This is a genomic window from Bradyrhizobium sp. LTSP849, assembly GCF_000938255.1.
GTDB lineage: Bacteria > Pseudomonadota > Alphaproteobacteria > Rhizobiales > Xanthobacteraceae > Bradyrhizobium.
Genome location: NZ_JYMR01000049.1, coordinates 13613 through 34269, shown reverse-complemented (window position 1 = coordinate 34269; position 20657 = coordinate 13613). Strand labels below are relative to the sequence as shown.

At 62.5% G+C, this 20657-nt stretch carries 18 protein-coding genes; 6 read left to right on the top strand and 12 right to left on the bottom strand.

All coding sequences use genetic code 11. The features are described from left to right. Position 1: 1 nt before the first annotated feature. Complete coding sequence (locus UB31_RS26935; RefSeq protein ID WP_082078638.1) at positions 2-1006, bottom strand: heme o synthase; 1005 nt, start codon at positions 1004-1006, stop codon at positions 2-4. 285 nt (positions 1007-1291) lie between these two features. On the opposite strand from UB31_RS26935, the gene UB31_RS40735 reads away from it, so the two are divergent. The 3 genes from UB31_RS40735 (at position 1292) to UB31_RS26925 (ending at position 3616) form a co-directional block, all read left to right on the top strand. Beyond that, positions 1292-1651 (top strand): hypothetical protein, encoded by a 360-nt coding sequence (locus tag UB31_RS40735; protein ID WP_082078637.1) that lies wholly within the window; start codon positions 1292-1294, stop codon positions 1649-1651. Between the two features lie 120 nt (positions 1652-1771). After that, on the top strand, positions 1772-3106 hold the full coding sequence (locus tag UB31_RS26930) for an NAD(P)/FAD-dependent oxidoreductase (RefSeq protein WP_082078636.1): 1335 nt from the start codon (positions 1772-1774) through the stop codon (positions 3104-3106). Between the two features lie 60 nt (positions 3107-3166). Further along, positions 3167-3616: a hypothetical protein gene (locus UB31_RS26925; RefSeq protein WP_045013056.1), complete on the top strand. Its 450-nt coding sequence runs from the start codon at positions 3167-3169 to the stop codon at positions 3614-3616. A 40-nt stretch (positions 3617-3656) separates the two neighbouring features. On the opposite strand, the gene UB31_RS26920 is transcribed toward UB31_RS26925, so the two are convergent. The 7 genes from UB31_RS26920 to UB31_RS26890 all read right to left on the bottom strand — a co-directional run bounded on the left by UB31_RS26920 (position 3657) and on the right by UB31_RS26890 (position 10457). Further along, positions 3657-4232: an NADPH-dependent FMN reductase gene (locus UB31_RS26920; RefSeq protein ID WP_045013055.1), complete on the bottom strand. Its 576-nt coding sequence runs from the start codon at positions 4230-4232 to the stop codon at positions 3657-3659. Positions 4233-4234: 2 nt separating this feature from the next. After that, positions 4235-5020: an enoyl-CoA hydratase-related protein gene (locus tag UB31_RS26915; protein ID WP_045013054.1), complete on the bottom strand. Its 786-nt coding sequence runs from the start codon at positions 5018-5020 to the stop codon at positions 4235-4237. Between the two features lie 83 nt (positions 5021-5103). Continuing rightward, positions 5104-6330 carry a CaiB/BaiF CoA transferase family protein gene (locus UB31_RS26910; RefSeq protein ID WP_045013053.1) on the bottom strand — a complete coding sequence of 409 codons (1227 nt, stop codon included), beginning with the start codon at positions 6328-6330 and terminating at the stop codon, positions 5104-5106. A 39-nt stretch (positions 6331-6369) separates the two neighbouring features. Then, positions 6370-7116, bottom strand: a complete 747-nt coding sequence (locus tag UB31_RS26905; RefSeq protein WP_045013052.1) for an enoyl-CoA hydratase-related protein — start codon at positions 7114-7116, stop codon at positions 6370-6372. A gap of 159 nt (positions 7117-7275) precedes the next feature. After that, positions 7276-8496, bottom strand: coding sequence for an acyl-CoA dehydrogenase family protein (locus UB31_RS26900; protein WP_045013051.1), 1221 nt, complete (start codon positions 8494-8496; stop codon positions 7276-7278). 89 nt (positions 8497-8585) lie between these two features. Next, positions 8586-9536 (bottom strand): 3-hydroxyacyl-CoA dehydrogenase NAD-binding domain-containing protein, encoded by a 951-nt coding sequence (locus UB31_RS26895; RefSeq protein WP_045013050.1) that lies wholly within the window; start codon positions 9534-9536, stop codon positions 8586-8588. Positions 9537-9557: 21 nt separating this feature from the next. Further along, entirely contained in the window at positions 9558-10457 is a 900-nt protein-coding gene (locus UB31_RS26890; RefSeq protein ID WP_045013049.1) for a DUF5050 domain-containing protein, read from the bottom strand. Between the two features lie 325 nt (positions 10458-10782). On the opposite strand from UB31_RS26890, the gene UB31_RS26885 reads away from it, so the two are divergent. From UB31_RS26885 to UB31_RS26875, 3 genes are read left to right on the top strand one after another with little or no spacing between them, the layout of a single operon-like run. Continuing rightward, on the top strand, positions 10783-11844 hold the full coding sequence (locus tag UB31_RS26885; protein WP_050044840.1) for an HlyD family secretion protein: 1062 nt from the start codon (positions 10783-10785) through the stop codon (positions 11842-11844). After that, on the top strand, positions 11841-14168 hold the full coding sequence (locus UB31_RS26880; RefSeq protein WP_045013048.1) for an ABC transporter permease: 2328 nt from the start codon (positions 11841-11843) through the stop codon (positions 14166-14168). The genes UB31_RS26885 and UB31_RS26880 overlap by 4 nt, the downstream gene beginning before the upstream one ends. Further along, positions 14155-15126 (top strand): HlyD family secretion protein, encoded by a 972-nt coding sequence (locus UB31_RS26875; protein WP_045013047.1) that lies wholly within the window; start codon positions 14155-14157, stop codon positions 15124-15126. The genes UB31_RS26880 and UB31_RS26875 overlap by 14 nt, the downstream gene beginning before the upstream one ends. Before the next feature lie 78 nt (positions 15127-15204). Here UB31_RS26875 and UB31_RS26870 read toward each other — a convergent pair whose 3' ends face one another. The 4 genes from UB31_RS26870 to UB31_RS26855 all read right to left on the bottom strand — a co-directional run bounded on the left by UB31_RS26870 (position 15205) and on the right by UB31_RS26855 (position 20298). Continuing rightward, on the bottom strand, positions 15205-15897 hold the full coding sequence (locus UB31_RS26870; protein WP_045013046.1) for a TetR/AcrR family transcriptional regulator: 693 nt from the start codon (positions 15895-15897) through the stop codon (positions 15205-15207). Positions 15898-15995: 98 nt separating this feature from the next. Then, positions 15996-17675, bottom strand: a complete 1680-nt coding sequence (locus UB31_RS26865; RefSeq protein ID WP_197090862.1) for an AMP-binding protein — start codon at positions 17673-17675, stop codon at positions 15996-15998. A gap of 60 nt (positions 17676-17735) precedes the next feature. Beyond that, positions 17736-18524, bottom strand: a complete 789-nt coding sequence (locus tag UB31_RS26860) for an enoyl-CoA hydratase/isomerase family protein (protein WP_045013045.1) — start codon at positions 18522-18524, stop codon at positions 17736-17738. Between the two features lie 28 nt (positions 18525-18552). Further along, positions 18553-20298, bottom strand: coding sequence for a CocE/NonD family hydrolase (locus UB31_RS26855; protein WP_045013044.1), 1746 nt, complete (start codon positions 20296-20298; stop codon positions 18553-18555). Positions 20299-20657: the final 359 nt, after the last annotated feature.

Here is a 20657-nt window from a genome sequence, read left to right as displayed (position 1 = left end):
GTTAAACCTCGCTGAAGTTGACGATGCCATCCTGCGACGAGCGTATGAATGACGATGATTCACCGCGATGGTCGATCAGGAGGGCCGCGAACAGCACGAACAAATAGGCGATGGAGAATAGAAACAGTCTTTGAGCGGCGGGGCGATCGGCCCCAATGCTCCTGTTCAGTTGACCAGCGAGCAGAAGGAAAAGAGCCCCGCAGATGGCGGCGATCGCGCCATATACCGGGCCCGCAAACCCGATCGCCCAGGGCAGCTCCGAGGCGAGAGCCAGAAGGCCGCTGTAGATCAGGATCTGACGCGTTGTCGCAGCGCGTCCCGCGACGACCGGCAGCATCGGCACGCCTGCACGTGCGTAGTCGTCGGTGCGGTTGAGCGCCAGCGCCCAGAAATGCGGCGGCGTCCACAGGAAGATGATGAGAAACAGCGCAAGCGGCTCGAACCCGATTGCTCCGGTCGCCGCGGTCCACCCGATCACGGGCGGAAGCGCGCCTGCGGCGCCGCCGATGACGATGTTCTGTCGCGTCGTTCGCTTCAGCCACAGCGTGTACACGACAACGTAAAAGAGGATAGCGCCGGCCAACAGTGCGGCTGCCGTCAAGTTCGTCGCCAATGCGAGACCCGCCACCGCGAGCGCACACAGAACGAGACCAAATACAAGCGCCGCGAACCGGGAGACCCTGCCCCGGGGAATTGGCCGCATCGCGGTGCGGGTCATGACCGCATCGATATCGGCGTCGTACCACATGTTGAGGACGCCGGCGGCTCCGGCCCCCGCGGCGATGGCAAGGACCGCGACAAGCGTGGCCGCCACATCAGGTCGAACCGGAGCGATGCTCATTCCGACGAGCGCGGTGAAGACGGCAAGACTCATGACGCGCGGTTTTGTGAGCGCGACGAAGTCAGACACGCTCCATTGACTGGCCCGCGATCGATCCGAATGAGATGATAATGCGGAGCGGGCTCGCCTTTCCCGAAACGAGCCGGCAATGGATTTGACGTTCATCTCGCAGCTCCGGTTCATTCAAGGCGGTCGCCGACGTTTTCCGCGCGAACAGCCGTCAGTATGCGCATTCAATATGTATCGTCGCTTTCGACCGTGATTGAACGTGGCTGCTCGATTGGGGCCAATCATGCTCAAACTTGTCAGTCGACAAGCTCGACCCCGGAGACACGCGCTGCGATCGCATGATTTGGGATAATTCGAGCACAATTCGACAAGCACTCTGCACAGGCTTTTCCTAACGCAGGTCATCGTTCGAGCAGACGCTTTACCTGATGGAGAACACCAATGAAGACGACCTCGCTCTCGATGATTGCGGCCGCCTGCTTTATCGCGTCATCACCTGTGGCACACGCGCGTTCGACTTATGACGGTTCCTGGGACCTCGTCTTCGTGACGCAAAGGGGCGCATGCGATCCCAGCTACAACTTCACCGTCAACATTTCCGACGGCATCGTGACCCACCCGAATCTCGTGAAGTTCAGAGGTTACGTTGCGAGATCCGGTTCGGTTCGAGCTTCAGTGACGGTTCACGAGAAATTCGCATCCGGCACCGGCAGGCTTACGGCGACCTCGGGCGGCGGCAGATGGAGCGGTCACACGGGAAGTGAGCAATGTTCCGGTTACTGGACCGCGCAACGCAATTGACCAATCTGAAAACGTGATGACGCACGGTCGTTCAATGCACCGCAGCGCCATCCAAGAATAGTCCGCAGCTCCCCGGTATCTATCCGGACAGGGCGCTGGCCCAACAGAGTCGGTGCACCCATGACGACAGTTCTGACCAAATCGTTCCCGCAGGAAAAGCAGCCATCGATACAGGCGGCGGCACCGGGCAAGAAGCGCGTCGTGATCGTCGGCGGTGGCTTTGCCGGTATCGCGGCGGCGCGGGCCCTAAAGCGCGCCGACGTCAACATCACGCTGATCGACCGACGCAATCACCACATCTTTCAGCCGCTGCTGTACCAGGTCGCCACCGCTGTTCTGGCGCCATCCGAGATCGCCGCGCCGATCCGGCAGCTCGAGGCGAAACAGAAAAATCTCAGCGTGCTGCTCGCCGAGGTCAAGGGCATCAACCTGGGAGCGCGTACCATTGAGGCCAATTGCTCGGAAATTGGCAGTCGAAAACTTGAATACGATTTCCTCTTGATCGCGACCGGAATGCGTCCGAGCTATTTCGGTCATGACGAGTTCGCGCGGTTCGCACCGGGTCTCAAGAGCCTGAGCGACGCCGAAACGATCCGGACCAGGATCCTCAGCGCGTTCGAATTGGCGGAATCAACCGATGACGAGAAGGAACGCACTCGCCAAATGACCTTCGTTTTGGTGGGCGCCGGCCCGACCGGCGTCGAGCTCGCTGCGTCGATCGCTCAACTTGTCTCGGTGACCCTGCGCAACAATTTCCGCAAGATCGACCCTGCCAAGAGCCGAATTGTTTTGGTGGATGGCGGCACGCGTATTCTGCCGACCTTCGCCGAATCGCTGTCGCGAAAGGCCGCCAAGCGACTTGCGAAACTCGGCGTCGAGGTGTCGACGGGGGTCAAGGTCGAGAAGGTCGACGATCAGGGCGTGATCGCGGCCGGCGTCCGCATTCCCAGCGCCACCGTGCTGTGGACGGCAGGCGTCAGCGCCTCGCCGGTCGTGAAAATGCTCGGAACGCAGACGGACCGCGCCGGGCGCGCATTCGTCGGCGCCTTCATGGACATCCCCGAGGAGCCCAACGTCTTTGTAGCTGGAGATGCTGCCACGATGGCTCAGGATGGCCACCCCGTCCCCGGCGTGGCGCAGGCAGCTATTCAGCAGGGACGATTCGTCGGGCATGTCATCGCCAACCGTGTCAGGGGACACAAGGATGGTCGTCCGTTTCGGTACCGCAACAAGGGCAATATGGCGGTGGTCGGCAAGAACTTCGCCATCCTCGAGACCCGCCATTTACGCAGCAGCGGCTTTGTGACCTGGCTGATATGGGCCGCGCTGCACGTGCTCGCGCTGCCGCAGCTTCAGAACCGGTTTCGAGTCCAGACGCAGTGGCTCTGGTCGTATCTGTCGGGGCAACGGAGCTCACGGCTGATTTCCGAAGGGCCACGATCGTCCGCGTCGTAGTCGAGGCCAGGCCCGATAACCGTTACTGCCGGCTCCTCCAGCCGGTCGGAGATAGCACCTGTGGACGCCTCCATCATCTCCGCGCTCGCCGCGCTCACGGGAGCAGCCGTCGGTGGCTTGACGAGCGGAATAGCGAATTGGCGAAGCCAACGAAGCCAGGTCCGCGCCCAGTGGGTCCTTCATGAGGAGACTCGCCGACAGACCCTGTACAGGGACTTCATCGAAGACGCCGCGAAAAGTTACATCGATGCGCTCCAGCACGATAAGGCCGACATTCCGAGCCTCGTCAGCCTTTACGCCAAAATGAGCGCGATGCGGGCGATATCTTCAAAGCCGGTGGTCCATCATGCCGAAGACGTCACCCGAAAAATCCTGGACACCTATCTGGAGCCGGACAAGAGCTTCGTCGAACTACGCGAAATGGCCATCGATGGCACGATCGATCTGTTGCATGACTTCAGCCATGCGTGCCGCGACGAATTCGACCAAATGCGGCCAATCAATTTTTGAGCGTTACGCTGCGATATCGGCTCGCTCTTGCCGCAAGACGTCAGACGCGCTGCCCCTGGGATCGGATCGTCTCGACCCAATTGGCGAACGTCTGCATGAACCCTTCCAGGAATTTGCGGGTGCTGTCGCCGGCAATTTTGCCTTGTTCATCGAAGAGCTTGTCGACATGGCCGAGGTAGGCCTCAGGCTGCTGCAGGGTCGGCACGTTCAGGAACACGAGCGATTGCCTGAGATGATGATTGGCGCCGAAGCCTCCGATCGCCCCAGGCGAGCCGCTGACGATCGCACCGGGCTTGCGGTCCCAGACGCTGCGTCCATACGGCCTGGAGCCGACGTCCAGTGCATTCTTGAGCACGGCAGGCACCGACCGGTTATACTCCGGCGTGACGAACAAAACTGCATCGGCGGCCTTGATGCGCTGGCGGAACGCGGTCCATGGCGCGGGCGGCGCTGCGGTGTCGAGATCTTCATTGTAGAATGGCAATTGTCCGATCTCGACGATGTCGAGCTTCATCGAGGACGGCGCCAGCGAGATCAGTGCGTTCGCCAGCATCCCGTTGAACGAAGCCTTCCGCAGGCTTCCAACCAACACGCACACATTCATCGGCTTCTCCATAGTCATGCAGTCGCTTGAGACTTGATGTTTCGCGTGAAGTCAGGCTTGCGCTTTTCCACGAAAGCGGTGAACGCCTCTCTTGCGTCTTCGGAGCGGACTTGCGTACTGAACTCTTCGTTCTCGGCCTTCATCGCGGCCTTGATCTGCTCGCGAAATGGCTGCTTCATGAGTCGCTTGCTGGCCTGTAGCGCAGCCGCGGGCTTCGCTGCCAACTTCCGGGCCGTGTCGGTTGCTTTCGCCCGGAGATCGTTGTCGGGGACGAATTCAGTCGCCAGACCCAGCTCCACTGCGCGCCTGGCATCAAAGGCAGCTCCCAGCAAGATCAGCTCGGCCGCGCGGAGGTGACCGATCCGCGCCGGCACGGAGCAGCTCGATCCGAATTCAGGCACGACGGCCAGATTGATGAAGGGCATCTGGAATTTCGTGCTCTCGCCGGCGTAGATGAAGTCGCAGTGCGTCAGCATGGTGGTGCCGCCGCCGATGGCGGCGCCGTGGACTGCCGCGACCAATGGCTTGTCGAAGTCGACCAACGCCTTCATGAGGGCGGCCTGTGGCGATTCGCCGGGGCCGGGAGGGTTCTTGAGAAAGTCGTCGATATCGTTGCCGGCGCAGAACGAATCTCCCGCGCCGTGCCAGAGCACTACGCGTGTGCTCTCGTCATTCGCCGCCGCGTTGAAGATGCCTGCGAGAGCCACGTACATGGCTGACGTCATGGCGTTCCGCTTTGTCGGGCGGTTCAGCTGGATGCGCAGGATGCCTGCGGCATGTTCGGTAACGATCTCATCCATGGTCGAAATCCTGGTCCCTCTGGTGAATTTCACTGCAAGCGCAGGTTCGAGGCGGCTTGCGCCGCCCCAACCGTGCCGTCGCGCTAAGCCGCGTGTTCCTTTGCCTTCGGAATGGCACCGCTCGCACGCAGACCATCGATTTCGGCCGCGCTATATCCCAGTTGCCGGAGAACTTCGTCGTTGTGTTCGCCGATCTTCGGGGCACGCTTTGCCGACACCTTGGCGACACCATGCACCTGGAGCGGGCTGGAGATCGTGGATGTCAGCTTGCCGCCCGCACCCTCGAGCGGAACGATGATGTCGTTCGCCCGGAGCTGGGGATCGTTGATCACCTCCTGCGGCCCGCGCACCGCTCCGAACGTCACGTGAACGCCGTTGAACACCTCGTACCAATGTGCCATCGGCTCCGCACAGAAGGTCTGGTCGAGGATCGCCGTGAGCTCCGTCATGTTCGCCATCAGCTTCGCCGGGTCGGAGAACCGCGGATCGGTCAGAAGATCGGGCCGGCCGATCGCCTTCGCCACAGCCTCCACCTTGTCGGGCGTGATGAGGAGAACGAACCAGGTCTCATCCTTGGCACGATACACGTTCATGGCCGCATTTGCGGGGTGCATACGATCATGCGGCCCGAAGAACTTTGCATCGCACAGCGCGGCCTGGATCGAGACGCTTGCGGACCACACGCCCTCAGCAAGCAGCGAGGTCGTGACATGCGCTCCCTCCCCCGTGCGCTCGCGACGATACAAGGCGGTAACGATCGCCGAATAGAGCCCGACGGCGGTGGCATTGTCGCCGCTGCCGGCCACCGGCCAGGTCGGCGGCGCGCCGGCATCGCGCGTCATCGACAACAACCCACTGCGTGCCCAGTATGACGTGATGTCAAAGCCGGGAAGATTCGCATCCGGACCCTTGTCGCCGAAACCCGTGAGGTCCGCGTAGATCAGCCGCGGATTCCAGGCCGCCACATCTTCATATTCGAGCTTCAATTTCTTGCGCGCGGGATGCGGCGTGTTGACGATGAGGACGTCGGCCCATTTGACCAGCTTCTCGAGAACCTGATGGGCGCCCGGAGTTTTCAGATCAAGCGCCATGCCGCGCTTGTTGCGATTGGCCAGATGCCAGGGATAGGCATCGTCAGCGACCGGCTGCGGCGGCATATGGTTCGCATGTCGCCACAGCTCGCCGCTCGGCGGCTCGACCTTGATCACGTCGGCGCCGAAATCGGACAAGATCACGGCCGCGCTGGGGCCCGCGATGAAGCTCGCGAGGTCTACCACCTTCAGTCCGGAGAAAATATTGTCGTTTGCCATGGGCGTCCTTTCCAACTCCTCGTAGAGAGCGGCCTTGTTTCAATGTCCGCGAAACTGCGGCGCACGTTTCTCGAGAAAGGCGGCGGTGCCTTCCTTCTTGTCTTCGGTGGCGGCGCAAATGCCGAAGAAGGAGGCTTCCAGCACAAGGCCTTCGCTTTGGCTCGTCTCCATCCCCTTGTTGGCGGCTTCCAGTGAGAACTTCACGGCGATCGGCGCGTTGGCCATGATCTGCTTCAGAATCGTCTCGGCACGATCGATCAGGCTGGCTGCGGCAACGACTTCGTTGACGAGGCCGATGCGATAGGCTTCTTGCGCGGAAATCGTCTCGCCCGTGAGGATCAGCTGCAACGCACGACCCTTTCCCACCAGGCGCGGCAGGCGTTGAGTGCCGCCACCACCAGGCAACAGGCCCAGCTTGACCTCCGGTTGACCGAATTTGGCATGCTCCGCTGCGATCCTGATGGTGCAGGCCATCGCGGTCTCGCAGCCGCCGCCGAGCGCGAAGCCGTTGATCGCCCCGATCACCGGCTTGCCGAGATTTTCGATGAGGTCCAGCACACCCTGCCCGAACCGGCTGGACTCCTCGGCATCGTAGGCGTCGACATGCGCAAGTTCACTGATGTCGGCGCCGGCGATGAACGCCTTGTCGCCTGCGCCGGTGAGAATCACGCCGCGCACGGACGCGTCCGCCTTTGCGTCCTCGAACGCGGCGTGCAGGTCGGTCCATGTCGGCGTATTGAGCGCGTTCAGAACTTTCGGCCGATTCACCGTGACGTAGGCGATCATGCCCTTTTTCTCGTACTGGACGTTTGCAAGGGCCAGCGCCGCTCTGGGGGCGGAGCTTGGTGCCGTTGCAGGCGAAGGAGTGAACGGTGCAGTTCCTGAAACCATAGTCATGTCTCCTGGATAGGCAGCCGGCGCTGGAGCGCCGGCGCCGCTAAGAGGTCAGAGGAAAGCGCCGTGGCCGGTGATGGCCTTGCCCACGATCAGATTCTGCATCTGATAGGTGCCTTCGTAGGAGTACAGCGCCTCAGCATCGGCGAAGAAACGCGCGACGTTGTAGTCGGCGACGATGCCGTTGCCACCCAGCACCTCGCGGCCCCATGACACCGTCTCGCGTGATTTCGAGGTGCAGAACGCCTTCGCCAGCGCCGCGTGATGGTCGCCAAGCTTGCCTTCGTCATCGAGCTGCGCCAAGCGGAGCATCAGGCACTGGCACGCGGTTAGATTGCCAAGCATCTTGGCGAGCAGATCCTGGATCAGCTGGAACGAAGCGATCGGCTTGCCGAATTGTAATCGCTCCTGAGCGTATTTGAGGGAGGCCTCGTATGCGCCCATCTGGATGCCGGTCGACGCCCAGCCCACCATGTACCGCGTCATCCGCAGCACGCGCGCGGTGTCACGGAACGAATTGCCACTCTGGAGGCGGTTAGCTTCAGGCACCCGCACGTCCTTCAGCGTGATCTGGCCGTTCTGCACCACCTTGAGTGCGATCTTGTGCTCGATCTTCTCGACGCTGAAGCCGGGCGTCGACTTGTTCTCGACGATGAACCCCTTGACCTGATTGTCGGCAAGATCGCGCGCCCAGATGATGGAGATGTCGCACCACGGCGCGTTGCCGATCCACCGCTTCTGTCCGTTGAGGATCCAGGTATCGCCTTCACGCTTGGCCGTCGTGGTCAGACCGCCGCTCGTTCCGGAACCGACCAGCGGCTCGGTGAGGCCGAAGCAGCCGATCTTTTCCCAGCGCGCCATCGCCGGCAGCCATTTCTGCTTCTGCTCCTCGGAGCCATCGAGATAGATCGAACCCATGGCGAGGCCGCTATGCACGCCGAAGAACGTGCAGAACGAGGCATCGGTGCGCGCCAGCTCCATGGCGACGAAGCCGAACAGCTTCTGGCTACCGCCCGCGCAGCCATAGCCCTCGAAACCGAGCCCGCCGAGGCCGAGCTCCTTGAACGACGGCAGCAGCTCGAACGGAAACGCGTCATCGGACCAGTACTTGTTGATGACCGGCTGGACCTTGGTCTCCATGTAGGTCCGCACCTTCTTGACCAGCGCTCTCTCGTCGGGAGTGAGAAGGTCGACCAGCTGATAGAAGTCGCCATTGGGTGCGGGCGCCGGCTTCTGCGCGGCGGTCTTGCCTGCTGGGGTTGCGGTGGGCATTTGCGATCTCTCCTCGCTGCGGCTCGGAAGCCTAAAAATTGAAGGACGGTTTGAACGTGTGACTGATTTCGCCGGCGCCGCCGATTTCGCTAGCTCGGCTTGGCCGCTTTCTTGCGCAGCTCGATCAGGCCGAGCAGGACTTCGTCGCGCTCCGCCTCCAACTCCGCGATGGTGCGCGATCCGGCTTCGGCATGGACGCTGTCGATCAGCTTCTTTTGCACCTCCGGCGTCAGCACCGGCGAGCCGAGGGTCTTCCACCAGGCCGTCATCGGGCCGGTGAACTGCTGGAAGAAGTGCTCGATGCCGCCCGGACCGCCACCGAGATGGTTGAGCATCAAGCTGCCCATGACGCCCCAGCGCAGACCCGGGCCCCAGCTCAGGGCGGTGTCGACGTCCGCGGCGCTCACCACGCCCTCGGCGACAAGGTAATAAACCTCGCGGCTCAGCGCGGCCTGGAGACGGTTGGCGACATGGCCCGGCATTTCCTTGTTGAGGCGCACCGTTCGTTGCCCGATCGACGTGTAGAATTCCGCCGCGCGCCGGATCGTGGCTTCCGAGGTCTTTGCCCCGCCGACGATCTCCGTCAGCGGAATCAAGTGGGGCGGATTGAACGGATGGGCGATGACGCAGCGCTCGGGATGGGACGCAGCGCCCTTCTGGATTTCGCTCATGGTAAGCCCCGACGAGCTCGATGCGATGATCACGTCGGGCGGCAACAGCTCGTCGAGCTGGCCATAGAGCTTCTGCTTGAATTCGATCCGCTCGGGCCCGTTCTCCTGGACGAGGTCGGCGCCGGTGAGTGCCTGCGCAATGTCTGGCGTGAATTTGAGGTTCGACTGCGACGCTCCGGGCGATAGGCCCAATCGCTCGAGCGCCGGCCACGCCGTCGCGACGAACTTCCTCAGCGCGGCTTCCGCGTTCGGTGCGATGTCGGTGGCGACGACCTGAAGTCCCTTGGCGAGAAACAGCGAGCTCCAGCTCGCCCCGATCACGCCGGTGCCGATGATGGCGATGCGGCGAATGGGCTTGGTGTCGGTCATGTCATTCTCTCCAATGCGTTGTCAGACTTCGGCGTAGGCGATGCCGGTGAGGTTGCCCTGGGCGAAGAGGAAGTTGCGCTCGCCGGATCCATCGAGCCGCGCGGAGTAGATCGAGCCGGCGAAGTCGGTCACGAACATACGATCGTTCGGAACGTCGAGCGCGATGCCGATCCCCTCCATGAGATGGGTCACCACGATCTCGGACTCGGCTGGCTTGTTGTCGATCGAAGCCCGGTTCACCGTGTTGCCGCGCGGTGGATCGCCGCGGTCGGTCCAGTAGAGAATCCGGTTCTTGTGGTCGATCTCCAGATCGATCGGCTCCGGCAGACCGTCATAGAAGATCTCGATGTCGGATCTGGTGGCTGCGGTCTGGCCGGCAGGTATTTCGACATTGGCGCGGAAGATGCGGCCGAGCCCGGCATTGTCGGGGCCCTTTTGCGTCCAGTAGATGCGTCCGAATTTCGGGTCGATCGCCAGTCCGACGCACCATCGCGTCTGGTCCTTGCTGTCGGCCTCGCTGTGCCCAGCCTCGATCAGCGTCTCCAGCCGCGATCCGTCGAGGTTACAGCGCATGAGGCGCATACCTTCTCGATCGCACCAATAGAGCTTGCTCCCCTTCTTATCGAGGATGATCTGTTTCGGTGTGTGGGTGTGTCCCTGTGGCACGATTGTCTTGCGGTTCTTGCCGTCGATGTCGGCGCGCTCGATGGACCCGTCATCCAGGCTCGGGATGCCCATGTTGGTCCAATAGATGTGGCCAGCTTCGACATCCACGACGATGCCGTCCGGAAGGTGGCAGCCGGTCACAATGGTCGCGCGTTCGGCGCCATCCGTGTTCATGGCGTGAATGCAGCCCGCATTCAGTTCGAGGACGAACAGACGAGGAACTTTGGGATTTGATTTCGTGACGGCTTCTGGCATGTCGCACCTGCATCCTGGCCCGACCGCGAACCGGGTCAGGTGACGCGACTATGACGAGATCGCCGCCATTCATCTTGGACAGGAATGTCACCGCTGGAATGGGTCTGCTGCTTGCTTCCTTGCGCCCCCTCCGCGGGCATCGGGACAACGACCGATGCGAGAGCAGCAGCTTTCAACAAGTCAGGCAGCAAACCTTCAAGCGCGGGCGATGGACAGGCCACATCGTCGGTGTCGCGGCTCGAAAAAATCAGCACATCGCGATTGGACAGGGCCTGGCAACCAAATATAGTCAATGACTATCCGGCCAAGAGAAAGGGAGTCAGGCATGGACGTGCCGAGCTCTGACAAGGACATTCAAAGCACGCCCGACGCGCCGGGTGACGGACAGGCGAAAGTCGCGCACAACTCGACACGGACGCCTTCCATTATCGTCGGTGTCGTTGCGGCTGTCGTCGTCGGGCTTTCCGTCTTCTATCTGTTGCGGCCGGAACCGCTGCTCGTCCAGGGCGAGGTCGATGCAACGCGGCTCGATATCGCGGCGCGCGTGGATGGACGAGTCGGCAAGATTCCCGTCGAACGCGGTCAGAACGTCGCCGCGGGCGCGGTGCTCGTCCAGATCGACAATCCCGAAACGCTGGCCAAGCACGAGCAGATGAAGGCGGCCAAGGCCGTTGCGGACGCGCAGCTCGCCAACGTGCTGGTCGGAACGCGCGCGGAGGTCATCGCCGCACGCAAGGCGGAAATGGAGCGGGCGCAGGCGGCTTTGGTCCTGGCGCAAAAGACATTCGACCGCACGCATACCCTGACTGATCAAGGCAACGCGCCGCAGGCCCGCCTCGACCAGGCGACGGACGCGCTGCACGAAAGCGAGCGCGCGGTCGATCAGGCCAAATCGGCCTATGAGCAGGCGGTCAACGGCTACACCAAGGAAGAGCGTGCCATTGCCGGGACCAACGTCGAAAAGGCCAGTGCCGACATCCAGAGCGTCCAATCGATCATCGATCAGCTCGTGGTCTATGCGCCTGTCGCCTCGCAGGTCTACCAGCGCAACGTGGAGCCTGGCGAATACGTATCGCCGGGCGTCCCACTCGTCACCTTGATCAATCTGGCCGACCTCTGGGTTCATTTCGATCTTCGCGAGGATCTCGTCAAAGGCCTGAAGGTCGGCGATCGCTTCGATGTCCGCATTCCGGCACTCGGCGACCGCTCCGTCACGGTCGAGGTCAAGCTCATCGCAACCAAGGGCGAATATGCGAGCTGGCGGGCCACGCGTGCCTCCGGCGATTTCGATCTGCGGACGTTCTCGATCCGCGCTTATCCGGTGCAGCCGGTGCCCGAGCTGCGACCGGGAATGAGCGCCTATCTCGATTGGCGGTCACGGCAATGAAGCCGGCAAAGCCCGGATTTTGGCTGGTCGTACGGCGCGAGTGCCGCTGGCTGCTTCATGATCGCGTGGCGCTGCTGCTGATCTTCGGGGTGCCGCTGTTTGCGTTCGTGGTGCTCACCACGGTCTTCAGCCATCCGGTCATCCGCGGGCTCGGTGTGACTGTTGTCGACGAGGACAAATCGGACGCCTCGCGTGCGCTGGTGGAATACGTCGCGGCATCGCCGAGCCTCAGAATCGTCGACCGCTCCGGGACGTTGTCCACGGCGGTGCAGGACATACGCTCGGGCAAGGCGATCTCGGCCATTCACATTCCGCCGGACTTCGAGCGCGACCTGAAGGCGCAACGCCGCCCGCAGGTCGTCGGCTTCTATAATCAGCAGTTTTTGACGGCGGCCGGCATCGTGTCCTCAGGTCTAAGCGACGGGCTTTCCGCCGCGGCGGCCGTGGCCGCCCCTGAGAGGCGCGCCCCGGCTGCAGCCGCATCGATCGGAACGTTCTCCACGGAGACCATCGCGCTGGTCAATCCGCAGAAAAACTATGCCCAGTTCCTGCTGCGCGCGCTGCTGCCGACCATCATCCATGTGGTGATCACGCTCGCCGCGGGCTATTCGGTCGGCTCCGAGTTCCGCCGTCGCAACGCGCGGGCCTGGCTCGCAAGCGCCGGAGGCGATCCGGTCACAGCGCTTGTGGGCAAGCTCGCGCCGCTGTTTTGCATCTTCCTGCTGATCATGCTGGCCGAGCCGCTGGTCCTTGAGGGTGTGCTGGAGGTTCCCTTCAAGGGAGACCTGCCGTTGATGGTCGCCGCCGGCTCCCTCCTGATCATCGCCTATCTATCGCTGGGCGCCCTGTTCCAGCTTCTGGTTCGCGACCTCGCGACCGGACTCGGGCTTGCCGGCCTCGTTGCATCCCCCGCCTTCGGCTATGCGGGCGTCGGCTTTCCCACGATCGGCATGAACACGTTTGCGCAAGCCTGGGGCGCGATCCTGCCGCTGCGCTGGTACATGGCCGTTTTGCTCGGACAAGCAGCGCGCGGGCTGCCAGTCTCGGACTCGGCCATTCCCTTCGCCGCGCTCGCGGGACTGGCCCTGCTGTTTGCCGCTCTCGCTTTGCTGCGCATGGCGAGCCTCACGCGCAAGGGCTGGTTCGAGTCGGTGCGGCCCGACGATCAGCCAGTGGCCGGGCCGGCACCGCCCGGCATCGGCGGCGCCTTCACCGCAGAGTGGCGGCGCGTGCTGGGAACGCGGAGCGCTTTCAGCGTGCTGTTCCTGGCGCCGCTGGTTTACGGCATCTACTATCCGCAACCCTACCTGAACCAAATTCTTCGCAAGCTGCCCATCGCGGTCGTCGACAATGATCTCAGCGATCTCAGCCGCCGGGTCGTCGAGACTCTGGATGCGAGCGGCGCATTGAGCGTTGTGGTTCGCGCGCGCACGCTCGCGGCGGCTCGCGACGCCGTCAATCGCGGGCACGCCTTTGCAGCCGTCGAGATCCCGGCCGGCACCGAGCGCGACGTGCTCAAGGGTATTACCGCACACATCCCGGTCTACGCCGACGCTACCTACCTGTTCATGTTCAGGTCGACCGCAAGCGGCGTGGCCACCGCCGTCGGAGCCCTGACGTCGGAGCTCGTGTCGCGCGGCGGACGCTCGGACGGGAGCCTGGTCAAGGCGAAGCTCGCAAGCTCGAGCCCGGCCGACGTTCTGCTGCAACCGATCTTCAACCCGGTCGGCGGCTATGCGAGCTATGTCGTTCCGGCGGCGTTCGTGCTGATCCTCCAGCAAACCCTGTTGATCGGCGCGGCGATGCTGACCGGCTCTGCGCTGGCGGGCGGCAGCGGCGCGTTCGCCGGGGTGCTCGGCCGCGGCGTCGCGCATCTGACCATCTATCTGCCGGCGGTCGCGCTGTATCTCATCGTGCTGCCGCGGATCTACGGCTTCTCGACGCTCGGCCATCTGCCACAGATCTTCGCGCTCGCGACCATTTTCCTGCTGGCGACGAGTTTTATGGGACAGGCCGTCGGGGCCTGGTTCACGCGGCCGGAGAACGCGACCATCCTTCTGCTGGCGACCAGCCTGCCACAGTTTTTCATGGCCGGCTTTGCATGGCCGCGTGAAGCGATCCCCGACGTGGCCCTTGCGTTCGGTCGGATATTCCCCGCCGATTCCGCAATCGACGGCCTCGTCCGCGTCAATCAGCTCGGCGCCGGCATCTGGGAGGTTGCGCATGACTGGCTCGGCCTCTGGTGTCTGGCGCTGGTCTATTTCGCGCTCGCGGTGATCTCGGCATTTGTCGTCAAGAGAGGACAGCGACATGCACAAGGCTAGGCTTGCCGCCGTGGTGGCGGTCCCGCTCGTGCTCATTGCCGGCGCCCTGACCTATTCTGCGCGTCGTTCTGCTTCGCCGCCCGCAATCGTCGGTGTCGTACGCACGACCGAGGTCAGGGTGGAGCCGGAGGTGGCCGGCCAGCTCCAGTCGATCGCGGTCGAGAAAGGCGCCCACGTGCGCGCGGGCGATATTCTGGCGCGGCTCTCCGCGGTGGAGTTGACAGCACAGGCCGACCAGGCGCGGGCGGCGCTCGCATCCGTGACCGCCAATCGCAACAACGTCTATGCCGGCGTTCGCCGCGAGCAGGTCGACTCGCTGAAAGCCGCCATCGCCAAGGCCACCTCCCGCCTCGACTATGTGCAGGCCCAGCTCACCAGAACCAGCACGCTGGCGCGCCAGAGCTTTGAATCGCAGCAGTCGCTCGACCAGGCCGAAAACGACGTCGCAAGCGCACGTGCCGACGTCGCGGAGGCCCAGGCGAACTACGATGCGGCCGTGGCGGGACCGACCCGGGAGGAGCGCGCGATCGCCGACGCGCAGGTGCAGGCCGCGGCCGCCGCGGTCGCCGTGCTCGAGCGCCGCCTCGATAAGATGGTATTGCGCGCGCCGGCCGACGGCGTGGTCAGCGTCATCGCCGCCGAGATCGGCGAAAACGTTCGCGCGGGTCAGCCGATCCTGATGGTCGAGGCGGCGGGCGGGCAATGGCTCTCCTTCAATGTGCGCGAGGACCATCTCAGGGGTCTCGCGATCGGAGAAACGGCGAACGTGATGCGGAACGGCAGCGACAGCACGAACAAGGCCGTCATCACCGAGTTGCGGCCGCTGGGAGTCTTTGCCACCTGGCAGGCCGAGCGGGTCATCGGCGATCATGACCGCAACACACTTCGTCTGCGCCTCGACCCAAAGGGAGACCTGGCAGGCGTTGAACCTGGCATGACCGTTTGGATCGAGAACTAGCGAAGGCGCGGCATTTGCAACGCGGTGTTCGCGACCAGAATTGTGTCTTCGGCTACTACAGACCCGACCTGCCTGTGTTCAGCGCTTACGCGCTTCGCCCCCGCGAACATTTCGCCCGCCCGGATTCGTTCCGAAGACCGTTTCGTCCACCAGGCGCCAATACGCTTCCACGACCTTCGCGTCCTCGGCAGATCGTCCGCTGGTCGCTCGCATTTCAGGGCCAAAGCCCGATAGCGTGGTCGTGAGACTGACCATCATATAGTGGAAAAGAACGGGATCGACCGCGGGAAGGAGCCCCTGCTTCTGGGCTGCAACGATCTGCGGAATCAATCGCCCGAGAAGCGGAGCGAGCACCGTTTCCGCAACCCATTTCAGCCGTGGGTTGTTCGAAAGCGATTCCTGGCGCATGAACCGATGAAACTCGGGAAATGCGACCGTGTAGCGAAAGAGGGTGGCGTATTCCTCGCGCACTCGGGCAAGCGGCGGCAGATCGGAGTTTTCCGGCGCCGAACTATCCCACCCTGCCCTGATTTGCGCGAAGGCATGCTCGGCCGCGGCCCGCCAGAGGATATCCTTGCTGCGATAGTGGTAGGTGATGAGCGGATGTTGCAGGCCGAGACGATCTGCAATCGCGCGAATGCTCGCTCCTTCAAATCCGCGTGCCGCAAATTCGGCAATGGCGGCGTCCAGAATCGAGGTTCGCGTCTCGAGCGAGCGTTGTTGTTCGGCCCTCTTGCGCGGGCGTTCTCGCCGGACAGCCTGCTTTGCCATTTTGCCTTCGATTCACATAGTTCCCAACCGAACGCCACGCAAAGCATTGATCCGCTCTTTGTCAACCCGGCCGAGCCGGCCGCGCAATCGATTCCCTGTCAGCTTTGGTCGCGGGCCAATTCCTGCACCATCGCTTCACGCATCGCGAACTTCTGGACCTTGCCGGTCACAGTGGACGGAAAGCTCTCGACGAACCGGATATGGCGGGGGATCTTGTAGTGGGAGATGCGATCCTGGCAAAACTTGCGGACCGCCTCCTCATCGAGGGCGACGCCGGCCTTTGCAATGATCCACGCACAGATCTCTTCGCCGTATTTCGTGTCCGGCACGCCGAACACCTGGACGTCCTGGATATCCGGGTGCTGATATAGATATTCCTCAACTTCACGCGGATAGATGTTCTCGCCGCCGCGGATGACCATGTCCTTGATCCTTCCGACGATGCGGCAATACCCGTCTTCATCGATCGTCGCCAGGTCGCCCGTATGCATCCAGCCGGCCGAATCGATGGCATCTTTCGTCCGCGCCTCATCGTTCCAGTAGCCCAGCATGACTGAGTAGCCTCTCGTGCAAAGCTCCCCGACTTCACCGCGCGGAACGACCTGGCCCTGTCGATCCACGATCTTGACTTCGAGATGCGGCTGTATCCTGCCGACCGTGGAGACGCGCAGCTCGAGCGGATCCTCGCGGCTGCTCTGGAAGCTGACGGGACTGGTTTCGGTCATGCCATAGGCGATCGTGATTTCGCTCATATGCATGGTCGAAGCAACTTCCTTCATGACCTCGATAGGACACGGAGCTCCCGCCATGATGCCCCGCCGAAGCGAGCTCAAATCGAACCGTGCGAATTCAGGGTGATTGAGTTGGGCGATGAACATCGTGGGTACGCCGTAGAGCACGTCGCAACGTTCTGCCTCGACGGCCTCCAGCGTCTTCAACGGATCGAAGGACTCGGATGGATAAACCATCGTCGCTGAATGGGTCACGCAACCGAGGTTGCCCATCACCATGCCAAAACAATGATACAGCGGCACCGGGATGCACACGCGAGAACCGGGTTCAATCCCGGTCGCTTCTCCCACGAAGAAGGCATTGTTGATCAAATTGTGGTGCGAAAGCGTGGCGCCTTTCGGCAAGCCCGTGGTGCCGCTCGTAAACTGGATATTGACGGCATCGTCCATCTGAACGTTCGACGATACCGCGTCGAGCCGACCGTTACCGATCTGCTTGCCTCTCTCCAATATCCAGTCGAACGCGAGGCAACCATCGTGTTTGCCCGCGATGGAAATAACGTAGCGCAGCTCCGGCAGCCGCGAACTCGTCAGCTCACTGCTTCCGTCCTTCAGTTCCGGGACGAGCTCGCGAATCATCGCGATATAGTCGCTTGTCTTGAATCGAGCCGCGGTTATCAGTGCGCGACATCCCACCGCGCGCAGGGCGTGTTCCAGCTCGCCCAAGCGATAGGCAGGATTGACGTTGACCAGGATCAGGCCGGCTTTCGCCGTCGCAAACTGCGCGACGGTCCATTCGGCGCAGTTCGGGGCCCAAATGCCGACCCGGTCCCCCGGCTCGAGGCCAAGCGCCAGGAGCCCGGACGCGAATGCGTCAGAGCGCGCCTTGAGCTCCGAATAGGTCCAGCGGATTTTCTGGTGCGCGACGACCAGCGCCTCCCGCGACCCGTCAATCGCAGCCACCTCGTCCAGAAGCGCGCCGATCGTCTTCCCGATCAACGGCGCGCCGCTGTTGCCATGCACATAACTTTCCCGCTGCACGACCACCTCCAACCAACCTCTGTCCAGATTATCAGGCCTGCATGTACTGCGCTACGGGCCGTCGATTTACTTCCCTTCGAATACCAGCGCCGGAGGCTCGATGTCCTTGTCAAACGCTGCGGCCGTATTTGCAAATCCGCGCTGCGCATCCGCACCGCCGTAGAGCTCCATGGCCACGTCGAGCATCATGAGGTCGGCGGCAGCTACCCCTCCGCTCGACCACGCCTTGAGCAAGGTTCGCGTCGCGGCATACGATCGGGTTGGCCCGGTCGCAAGCTGCCGCGTCAACTCAGTCGCGGTCGCTGAAAGTTGGTCTTCAGGCACCACGTGCGTCGCGATTCCGAGCGTTCCTGCTTCATGACCCGATATCGGCTCGCCGAGCATCGCAAATCGCGATGCACGGGCCCGGCCGGCGCGCTCCGCGATTCGTTGAAGGGCGCCGGCGATCGGGAGCATCGCCGTCGTGACTTCCACGCAGCGGAAGATCGCATTATCGGCCGCAACGAGAAAATCGCACGCCAAGGCAAGCTCAAAGCCGCCTCCGAAGGCTACTCCCTGCACGATTGCGACGGTCGGAACCTTCAGCATTTCAATCGCGCGATAAGAAACGTTTACGTCCGCGACGAACGTTCTGAACCAGTTGACGTCCTTCCCCGGCCATTCGCGCACCTCGCCGCCGAAGCTGAAGTGCGGCCCCTCCGAACGGATCGCGAGCACGCGAATGTCGCTTTGACTCGCTTCAAGCACCGCCGCTCGCAGGTTTTCCGCGAAGCGTAAGTCGAGGCGATTGAAGGGCGGATTGGCCAGGACAATATGTCCGATGGCGCCGTTTCGTTCAAATCGGATCGTCTTCATGGTCGCGATTCCTCCTATGTGCCAGGCGTCAGGCCGAATGCCCATCGGCGGGTTCAGGAACGATCGGCAGCAGCAGATGAGAAGGCCGCTCCGCGTCCCGGTAGACTTTGTGGGTGACGGTCTTGCTGCTGCAAATGTGGTACGGAATGTACTCGACGTTGGTCATGGCTCCGGTGCCGGTCGGGACATCCATGGACGTGATGTCGAGGCAGATGCGGTGACCTGCCTTGAACTGGTTTGCGGTCGCGAGGATCTGTATCTTGTACTCGACCACCTCTCCCGGCGTCACCGGCGCGATCGCATCCTGCGTGAGCTTGTGGAACGGCTCCCATGGCTTTGAACGCTTCTCATCGAGGGCCCGGTGGGACGCCTTCAGCCAGCCGCGCGTGAGCTCGCGCTCAGGCAGTGTTGAGGGAACATCGCGCTCGCCCTCGCGTGCGGTCCGAACCGAGACGTCCGGGCCAACGTCCTTGAGCACGATGATCCAGTTGGTGTCGTCCTGATCGATCGATGCGTACAGCGTCAACGTGATCGGGCCTGCGACGGTGACGTCATGCGGCAAGGGATCCGTCATGTAGCGCAGGCGCTCGACCTTCGTGGTCCGCGTCACCGGCATTTGCGTAAAGACGTCAGGCTCGCGTGCCGCCGCGCCAAGTTGCGAGGCAGGTCGCGGCGGCTCGGTCGACAGGGTCTCCCAGTGGGACAGATAGTACTTCGTCCATTGGGTCTCCGGCAGCGGCCAATCCGTTCCGGTTCGCCACTCGTTGGCTCCCATAAGCCAGTAGCGCACCGGCGGTTCATCCATGATGCCGGTGTCCTGCCCCTTCAGCCAGTGATCGTACCAGCGGATGATCTCGTCGTGATATTGATGGAATGGCCGCTCAAGGTGGGCGGGGCCGGTGAAGAGCAGTTTCTTTGGCGCGTCGACGTTCTGGAAATAGTGCTGCGCACCGAGCCAATGGAGCTTGTAGGTGTAGGCGTAGGCGCCTGAGCCCGTGTAGAACGGTATCTTGATCTTTTTGAAAAGCTGTTCCGAGCGCTCGACCGTTCCGTCCATCTCCCAGGGATGCGTCATCATGAGATACATGATGAACGTGCGCTGCCCCTTCTGGGTAAGGATGTTGAAGAGGTTGATATATTGCTTGTAGTCCGGGTTCTGCATGGCCCGGCGCCAGAGGTCTTCTTCCGCGGCGGGAAGTTCCGCGGGCCGGTCGCGCGACTCATGCACCGTGCTGAAGACGTCGAGCAAATAAGGAAAAGCGTGCAGGACGCCGCCGGGATTGAAGTCGCGGAATCCGAACATGCCGCCATACGCGCTACAAGCGTCGTAGGGAAAGATCGCTTTCAGCGCCGGATGTCCCTGCGCGGCGGCGCGCCATTGTTCGCCGGCATAGCCGGAGATGCCGACCATTCCGACCTTGCCGTTTGACCAGGGCTGCTGCGTGATCCATTCGATCAGATCGTAGTGGTCCGTGTCCTCGTGGCCGTAGTGCCCTTCCGATTTGGCCGAGCCTCTCGGCTGCGCGATCACATGAACATAGCCGTTGGCGATGAAACGCCGCGTATCGCCCGCCTCGATCGGACCGAACCAGAGCGGCGCGTGAGCCGGCTGGGGCGGCAATATATCCGCGATGTCGGGGCCCTGAATGTCCTTGTTGTGCAGCGCCGACGCGTACAGCACCGGGTACCGGCCTGCCGCATCGGGGCGATAGACATCGACAGCAAGCCGCACGCCGTCGCGCATGGCGACAATAATGTCCCGTTCCTCGATCATCGTTTCATCCCGGTATTTTTGCGACGCTTTCGGTCGGCGTCTGACGACATCGGGAAGGTGAGGAGCGTAACCCACCCGACCGAACGGACCATGCCATTTTACTTTACGATCGTAAAGTATAAATTTCTGCCGTTCTGAACCGCTCGTAGGACAGCCTGTCCTACTGGTAGGACAATTGGCGCTGGCGGGGTCTTCGAACCGTGGGGGTGGTTAGGCGCGTGCGGCTTCCACGCGCTCGGGCGTCATTGGCAGCTCACGCACGCGACGTCCGGTCGCGCGCGAACGCGTTGGCTAGAGCCGCTTTCGGATTCTAAGTGTCTTGCAGGGCAGCCAGCAGGCGAGATTTGCGCAGCGAGCTC

What these genes read in the sequence shown, in the direction of transcription:
- UB31_RS26935 (WP_082078638.1), bottom strand. Translation starts at nt 1,006, where the DNA reads ATGAACGTCAAATCCATTGCCGGCTCGTTTCGGGAAAGGCGAGCCCGC.
- UB31_RS40735 (WP_082078637.1), top strand. Translation starts at nt 1,292, where the DNA reads ATGAAGACGACCTCGCTCTCGATGATTGCGGCCGCCTGCTTTATCGCG.
- UB31_RS26930 (WP_082078636.1), top strand. Translation starts at nt 1,772, where the DNA reads ATGACGACAGTTCTGACCAAATCGTTCCCGCAGGAAAAGCAGCCATCG.
- UB31_RS26920 (WP_045013055.1), bottom strand. Translation starts at nt 4,232, where the DNA reads ATGGAGAAGCCGATGAATGTGTGCGTGTTGGTTGGAAGCCTGCGGAAG.
- UB31_RS26915 (WP_045013054.1), bottom strand. Translation starts at nt 5,020, where the DNA reads ATGGATGAGATCGTTACCGAACATGCCGCAGGCATCCTGCGCATCCAG.
- UB31_RS26910 (WP_045013053.1), bottom strand. Translation starts at nt 6,330, where the DNA reads ATGGCAAACGACAATATTTTCTCCGGACTGAAGGTGGTAGACCTCGCG.
- UB31_RS26905 (WP_045013052.1), bottom strand. Translation starts at nt 7,116, where the DNA reads ATGATCGCCTACGTCACGGTGAATCGGCCGAAAGTTCTGAACGCGCTC.
- UB31_RS26900 (WP_045013051.1), bottom strand. Translation starts at nt 8,496, where the DNA reads ATGCCCACCGCAACCCCAGCAGGCAAGACCGCCGCGCAGAAGCCGGCG.
- UB31_RS26895 (WP_045013050.1), bottom strand. Translation starts at nt 9,536, where the DNA reads ATGACCGACACCAAGCCCATTCGCCGCATCGCCATCATCGGCACCGGC.
- UB31_RS26890 (WP_045013049.1), bottom strand. Translation starts at nt 10,457, where the DNA reads ATGCCAGAAGCCGTCACGAAATCAAATCCCAAAGTTCCTCGTCTGTTC.
- UB31_RS26885 (WP_050044840.1), top strand. Translation starts at nt 10,783, where the DNA reads ATGGACGTGCCGAGCTCTGACAAGGACATTCAAAGCACGCCCGACGCG.
- UB31_RS26880 (WP_045013048.1), top strand. Translation starts at nt 11,841, where the DNA reads ATGAAGCCGGCAAAGCCCGGATTTTGGCTGGTCGTACGGCGCGAGTGC.
- UB31_RS26875 (WP_045013047.1), top strand. Translation starts at nt 14,155, where the DNA reads ATGCACAAGGCTAGGCTTGCCGCCGTGGTGGCGGTCCCGCTCGTGCTC.
- UB31_RS26870 (WP_045013046.1), bottom strand. Translation starts at nt 15,897, where the DNA reads ATGGCAAAGCAGGCTGTCCGGCGAGAACGCCCGCGCAAGAGGGCCGAA.
- UB31_RS26860 (WP_045013045.1), bottom strand. Translation starts at nt 18,524, where the DNA reads ATGAAGACGATCCGATTTGAACGAAACGGCGCCATCGGACATATTGTC.
- UB31_RS26855 (WP_045013044.1), bottom strand. Translation starts at nt 20,298, where the DNA reads ATGATCGAGGAACGGGACATTATTGTCGCCATGCGCGACGGCGTGCGG.